Below are 6,000 nucleotides of genomic sequence, written 5' to 3'. Positions count from 1 at the left end.
GGGCGGCCCGCCCCGGCCGGTGAATCGGCTCGGTCCGGCGCGGCTCGGTCCGGCGCGGCTCGGCCCGGCGCGGCTCGGCCCGGCCCGGGCGGTGCCGGGCTCGGGTGTGGTCTTGGAACCGGTCGGCTACTCGTCCCGCTCCGGGGCCGTGGAGTCGGTGTCGGGCCTCGGCGGGCCGGACCCGGCGTCAGCCTCGGGGTGGGAGTCAGCCTCGGGGTGGGAGTCAGCCTCGGGGTGGGAGTCGGACTCGGGGCCGGACGTGGACTCGGGGCCGGACGTGGCGCCGGGCTCGGGGTCCGGCTTGGGCTCCGCTTCCGGTTCCGCCTCCGGGGAGGGGGCCTCCGGCAGGTCCGCGGCGAGGCTTGCCGCGGCCTGGACCAGGGGCAGGGCGAGCAGGGCGCCCGTTCCCTCGCCCACCGTCACACCGTGGTCGAGCAGCGGTTCGAGAGCCATCCGGTCCAGTGCCTTCGCCTGCGCCGGTTCCCCGCTGCGCTGCCCGGCCAGCCACCAGTCCGGCGCGCGGAAGGCGACCCGCTGTCCGACCAGCGCGCAGGCGGCCGACACGACCCCGTCCAGGATCACCGGCATCTTCCGCACCGCGCTCTGCAGCAGGAACCCGGTCATCGCCGCCAGGTCGGCCCCGCCCACCGTCGCGAGCAGCTGCAGCTGGTCCCCGAGCACGGGCCGGGCCCGCCGCAGGGAGTCGCGCACGACCGCGCACTTGCGCATCCACGCGAGGTCGTCGATGGCCTGCCCGCCCCGCCCGGTGACGACGGACGCGTCGGTCCCGCACAGCGCCGCGACCAGTACGGCCGCCACTGTGGTCCCGCCCACGCTGATGTCGCCGAGCACCACCAGATCCGTACCGGAATCCGCTTCCTCGTCCGCGATGGCGACCCCGGCCCGGAACGCGGCCTCCGCCTCCTCCAGGGTCATCGCGTCCTCGACGTCGATCCGGCCCGAACCACGCCGGATCCGGTGCCGCACGACCTCCTCGGGCAGCCCCTCGGGATCGGCCTCCAGCGCCATGTCGATCACGCGGACCGGCACGCCGAGCCGGCGGGCCAGCACCGACGCGGGGCTCGCGCCCTCCAGGACCGCCCGCACCAGCCGGCCGGCACTGCCCGCGGGGCGCGCCGACACGCCGAGCGCGGCGATCCCGTGGTCGCCCGCGAACAGCACGACACGCGGGTGCTCGATCGGCCGCACCGGCACCGCGGACTGCGCCGCCGCCAGCCACTCACCCAGGTCGTCGAGGCGGCCCAGCGCCCCGGGCGGCACGATCCGGCGCTCCCGGTACGCCTCGGCGTCACGGCGTACGCCTCCATCGGGACGCTCGATCAGATCGGTGAAGTCGTCGAGATTAAGCGAGCTCATTCGCCGAACAGTACCGGCAGCGATCGAACGCGTCCGCGCCACGTCGTTGCACTCCGGATCCCCTTCGCATACGTACCGTTTGTGTCGGATTGTCGTACGGCTCGACCCCGACAGGAGCACCCATGCCCCCCACCCCGCAGCCGATCGCCGAACGGCGTGCCGCCTACGCGGCCGAACTCGCCCAGGGCACCGCCCGGTTCCACGAGCCGCGCCGCGCCGACTGCCCCTGGTGCGGCTCGAAGCACCTGCGCACCCGGCTGCGTACGCCGGACCTTCGGCAGCGCAAACCGGGGACGTTCGTCGTCGACGAGTGCGGGGACTGCGCCCACGCCTTCCAGAACCCCCGGCTCACGCCCGAGGGGCTGGCCTTCTACCACCGGGACTTTCGCGAGGGCGCCCACGAGGGCCTCGCCGAACGGCTGCTCGGCGTCCGCGGCGGAGCCGGACGCCACCGCGCGGCGGCCCGCGCCATGCTGCCCTTCCCGGAGCCGGAGAGCTGGCTCGACATCGGCACCGGGCACGGGTACTTCCCGGAGGCGGCCAAGGAGGTCCACCCGTACACGTCCTTCGACGGACTCGACCCGACGCGGCGCGTCGAGAGGGCGCGGGTGGCGGGACGGGTGGAGGAGGCGCACGTCGGGCGGCTCACCGACCCGCGGATCGCCGAGCGGCTGCGCGCCCGCTACGACGTCGTGAGCATGTTCCACCATCTCGAGCACACACCCGACCCGCGCGAGGAACTGCGCGCCGCGCTCGAGGTGTTGCGCCCCGGCGGACACCTCCTCGTCGAAGTCCCGGACCCCGACTGCGCGTTCGGCATGCTGCTCGGCAAGTGGTGGGTGGCGTACGGCCAGCCGCGCCATCTGCACCTCATGCCGCTGCCCAATCTGCTCGGCGAGCTCGAATCCCTCGGCTGTGCGGTCGTCGCGACGGACCGCCGGGAGCCGCACATCCCCCACGACCTCTCGGGCGCCCTCGCCCTGGTCCTCGGCCGTGTTCTCCCCGGCCTCGACGCCCCCTGGCGTCCGGCGCCCCCGACCCCCTTCCAGCGCACCGCGCGCCTGGCCCTGACCCGGGCGTCCGCCCCGCTCCTCGCCTCGACCGCCGCGCTGGACCGCCTGATGGCCCCCCTGCTCCGCCGCACCCGCTTCTCGAACGCGTACCGCATCGTCGCCCGCAAGGAACCCTGAGCCCGCCCCCCCCCTTGAGCCCGCCGCCCGCCGCGGGCCGGGGACGGGTGGCAGGAGCGAGCGAGGGGACGGGAGTCCGCGGCGGGCAGCGGACAGGCGTTCGGGGTGGGCAGCGGAGGAGGTGTCCGGGGTGAGCCGATCCACCCGGGGAACGGACCTCCGGGGCGGGCCGGGGACGGGCGCCCGGGTCCACCCGGCGGACCGGCGTCAGGAGCGGTCGGAGAACGCGCGTCCGCCGGCGAAGAGCGGGCCGGGGTCAGCCCCGCAGCTTCAGGGCCTGCCCCGCCACCACCAGCAGCACATGCTCGCACTCTCCGGCGAACGCCGCGTTCAGCCGCCCGAGTTCGTCGCGGTAGCGGCGTCCGGAGGCGGTGGCGGGGACGATGCCCGAGCCGACCTCGTTGGACACGGCGACGACCGTGCGGCGGGTGTTCCGGACCGCGCCGACGAGCTCCTCCACGCGGGCACGCAGGGCGCGTTCGCCGCCGCCGGACCACTCGGCGTCGTCCCAGGCGTTCACCGAATCCATGGCGTCGGTCAGCCACAACGAGAGACAGTCGACGAGCAGGGGCGGGCCCTCCTCGGTGAGGAGGGGGACCAGATCGCAGGTCTCGACGGTCTGCCAGGAGCCGGGCCGCCGCTCACGGTGGGCGCTGACCCGCTGCGCCCATTCGGAGTCCCCGTTGCGCGCACCTCCCGTGGCGACGTACAGGACGTCGGGGAAGGCCTCCATCCGCCGTTCCGCCTCCACCGACTTGCCCGAACGCGCTCCGCCGAGCACCAGCGTCCTGCGCGGCACATCGGGCACGTCCTCGTAGACGCCCACGTCGAGCGTCGTTCCGTCGGGCACGGCCCGCGCGCCCGCCGCGGCGAGCCGCCGGCGCAGTTCGGGCCCCGGGGGCACGTCGTGGTCGAGGTGCACCGCGATCACGTCCGTCGTCGGGTCGACCGCGCCGACCGTGCGCAGCTTCGCCAGGGCGTCCGGCCGTCCCACCACGTCGAGGAGCACCATGTGATAGGCGTCCCCCTTCTCGTCCAGACCGGCCGGCGCCGCGCCCGGCGGCAGGTACAGCAGCCGCTGCCCGCCCGGGCCGGTCACCGCGTACCCCGTGCCGGGCGCGTCCATCGGCACCGCCCGCACCCGGTGTCCCGTCAGCAGCGCCAACTCCCGTCCGTCGGGCACCCGGCCGGGCTGCGGCAGCCCGGCCGGCACCTCCACGGCGGGTCCGTCGTGCGGATGAGAGAGCAGTACCTGCCGTACGCCGCCCAGTGAGTGTCCGGAGCGGGCGGCCGCGAACGCGGCGCCGGGGGTGAGGTCGAGCAGCAGCGTGCCGTCCACGAGCAGCGCGGTGGCCGACCGCGCCCTCTCGCCGAGCGCGGTCGCGCACGCGGCGCAGGGACAGTCGGGGCGGGGCAGGCCCGCGGGGGCTCCGGTGCCGAGCAGAGTCAGTTCCACGTCGCCGATTTTTCCGTGTCCCCGCACGTCTTGCGCGTCCGGCTAGGCTTCGGACGGGAGACGGATCTTGTCCGGCTTCCGATGTGCAGTGTGCTCACACCTTGGAGGCGTACATGGCGGCATGGACGTGGCGGTTCGAGAAGTCCGACGGGACAGAGGTCCAACCCGCGGTGCAGCCCGAGGAGTTCACCACCCAGGGCGATGCCGAGTCCTGGATCGGTGAGGTGTGGAAGGACCTTCTGGCGGGCGGCGCGGACCAGGTGTTCCTCTTCGAGGACAGCACGCAGATCTACGGCCCGATGAGCCTGCACGCCGAGCCGGAGTAGGCCGGTAGGGGTTGCCGGGGACACTCCCCGGCAACCCGTCACCGCCCGCCGCGCCCAGAAACGGGCAGCCGTCCGGTTCCGCCGTGAAGCGAGGGTCGTTCGGCTCCCCGAGGAAACACCCCGGAGGGGGTCAGCCCCGTACGCCGCACAGATGCAGGAGCGCCGCCACCTGGCGGTAGGGGTCCGTCCGTCCGGCCCGCTCCTCCGCGGCCAGCAGCGTCTCCGCGTCCGGCGGAACCGGCGCACCGTCGGCCGCCGTGTCCGTGAAGACCCGCACTCCGTACCAGGCGTGCAGCGGAGCCCCGATCCCGGCGAGCGTGCCGGTCAGCGTGGCGAGCCGGTCGGCGCGGACGTCGAGACCGAGCCGGTTGGTGTAAGCGGTCGTGTCGAACGAGGCCAGCGTCGTAGCCCAGTCCCCGCCGATTCCGGGGCGCATGGCCAGCGCGTCCGCGTTGCGGACCAGCAGCGAGAGCAGCCCGCCCGGGGCCAGCATCCGGGCCAGCCCCGCCAGCAGCGCGTCCGGATCCTCGACGTACATGAGGACGCCGTGGCACAGCACCACGTCGAAGCTGCCCGGCAGGAAGTGCACGCCGGTCTCGCGCCCGTCGCCCTCGATGAAGCGCACCCGGCTCCGGATGCCCTCGGGCTCGGCGGCCAGCGCCTGACGGGCCACGGACAGCATCGTCGCGTCCTGTTCGAGCCCGGTCACCTGATGGCCGGCCCGCGCGAGCCGCAGGGCCTGTGTGCCCTGGCCCGTCCCGACGTCGAGCACCCGCAGGCGCTGCCCCACCGGATAGCGCCCGGTTATCTGCTCATCGAGCTGCCGGGCCACCAGTTCCTGCCGTACGACATCCCGCAGCCCGCCCAGCTTGCTCAGCCAGGCATCCGCCGCGCCCCCGGAGAACGACGTAGTGCTCAGGGCCGCTCTCCGCGCTTGACCTGCGGCTTCGGCAACCGGAGTCGACGCATCTGGAGGGTACGCATCAGCGCGTAGGGGACCGCGCCCCTCTTGGGCTGGTCGGGGAAGCGCGTGTTGAGCTGCTTCCTCAGGCGGATCGTGATGCCGATCGAGTCGACCACGATCATCACGATGATGACCAGCCAGAGCAGCAGCGCCACGTTCTTGAGCGCGGCGACCGGCACCACGCTCAGGACGAGGATGATCACGGCCATCGGCAGGAAGAACTCGGCGATGCAGAAGCGCGAGTCCACGAAGTCGCGCGCGAACCGGCGCACCTTGCCCTTGTCGCGTGCGGGCAGATAGCGCTCGTCACCGCTGGCCAGCGCCTGGCGCTGCCTCGTCATCTGCGCACGGCGCTCGTCGCGCTGCTGCTTGGACGCCTCCTTGCGCGACGACGGCGTCTGGGCGACGCTGCGGCGCTGGGTCTGGGCCTCACTGCGCTTGGGCGTGGGGCGGCCCTTCGGGGCCTGAGGGTCACGGGTCACTTTGGAGTCGGTCACCTGCGCCTTGTCGGCGGGGGCCTTCTCTTCCTTCGCACGGCTACGGAACACAAAACCCAAGGGTACGGGGTCCGCGGGCATGGACGTCGATCGAGTGGGGAACGATCCGGCAACACCGTGCGTCTGTAGTGGGACAGAGGGGATGTCGCTCCGGGTGGACCCCGGGTGCCACCTACTCCTTACGCCGGAG

At 73.8% G+C, this 6,000-nt stretch carries 6 protein-coding genes; 2 read left to right on the top strand and 4 right to left on the bottom strand.

From position 1 onward, the window contains the following. Window positions 1-126: 126 nt before the first annotated feature. Entirely contained in the window at window positions 127-1,377 is a 1,251-nt protein-coding gene (gene cobT, locus N4G66_RS27840) for a nicotinate-nucleotide--dimethylbenzimidazole phosphoribosyltransferase (RefSeq protein ID WP_261706969.1), read from the bottom strand. A gap of 122 nt (window positions 1,378-1,499) precedes the next feature. Between cobT and N4G66_RS27835 the strand changes: the two genes are divergently transcribed. Continuing rightward, window positions 1,500-2,567: a class I SAM-dependent methyltransferase gene (locus N4G66_RS27835; protein WP_261706968.1), complete on the top strand. Its 1,068-nt coding sequence runs from the start codon at window positions 1,500-1,502 to the stop codon at window positions 2,565-2,567. A 256-nt stretch (window positions 2,568-2,823) separates the two neighbouring features. Here N4G66_RS27835 and N4G66_RS27830 read toward each other — a convergent pair whose 3' ends face one another. Further along, window positions 2,824-4,023: a bifunctional adenosylcobinamide kinase/adenosylcobinamide-phosphate guanylyltransferase gene (locus tag N4G66_RS27830; RefSeq protein WP_261706967.1), complete on the bottom strand. Its 1,200-nt coding sequence runs from the start codon at window positions 4,021-4,023 to the stop codon at window positions 2,824-2,826. A gap of 113 nt (window positions 4,024-4,136) precedes the next feature. Between N4G66_RS27830 and N4G66_RS27825 the strand changes: the two genes are divergently transcribed. Beyond that, entirely contained in the window at window positions 4,137-4,349 is a 213-nt protein-coding gene (locus N4G66_RS27825) for a hypothetical protein (protein WP_261706966.1), read from the top strand. A 130-nt stretch (window positions 4,350-4,479) separates the two neighbouring features. Here the strand turns inward: N4G66_RS27825 and N4G66_RS27820 are convergent, their stop codons facing one another. Together N4G66_RS27820 and N4G66_RS27815 are read right to left on the bottom strand one after the other, a co-directional pair. Continuing rightward, window positions 4,480-5,181 carry a class I SAM-dependent methyltransferase gene (locus tag N4G66_RS27820; RefSeq protein ID WP_261706965.1) on the bottom strand — a complete coding sequence of 234 codons (702 nt, stop codon included), beginning with the start codon at window positions 5,179-5,181 and terminating at the stop codon, window positions 4,480-4,482. Between the two features lie 83 nt (window positions 5,182-5,264). Continuing rightward, window positions 5,265-5,891, bottom strand: coding sequence for a DUF3043 domain-containing protein (locus tag N4G66_RS27815; protein ID WP_261706964.1), 627 nt, complete (start codon window positions 5,889-5,891; stop codon window positions 5,265-5,267). Window positions 5,892-6,000 lie beyond the last annotated feature (109 nt).

The organism is Streptomyces rhizosphaerihabitans, from assembly GCF_025399795.1.
In the GTDB taxonomy this organism is placed as follows: domain Bacteria; phylum Actinomycetota; class Actinomycetes; order Streptomycetales; family Streptomycetaceae; genus Streptomyces; species Streptomyces rhizosphaerihabitans.
The sequence above is the reverse complement of the archived record's forward strand: the minus strand, read 5'-3'. Positions and strand labels throughout refer to the sequence as shown.

Excerpts from the sequence above, each read along its gene's own strand:
- N4G66_RS27835 (WP_261706968.1), top strand. The coding sequence starts at position 1,500 with ATGCCCCCCACCCCGCAGCCGATCGCCGAACGGCGTGCCGCCTACGCG.
- cobT (WP_261706969.1), bottom strand. The coding sequence starts at position 1,377 with ATGAGCTCGCTTAATCTCGACGACTTCACCGATCTGATCGAGCGTCCC.
- N4G66_RS27825 (WP_261706966.1), top strand. The coding sequence starts at position 4,137 with ATGGCGGCATGGACGTGGCGGTTCGAGAAGTCCGACGGGACAGAGGTC.
- N4G66_RS27815 (WP_261706964.1), bottom strand. The coding sequence starts at position 5,891 with ATGCCCGCGGACCCCGTACCCTTGGGTTTTGTGTTCCGTAGCCGTGCG.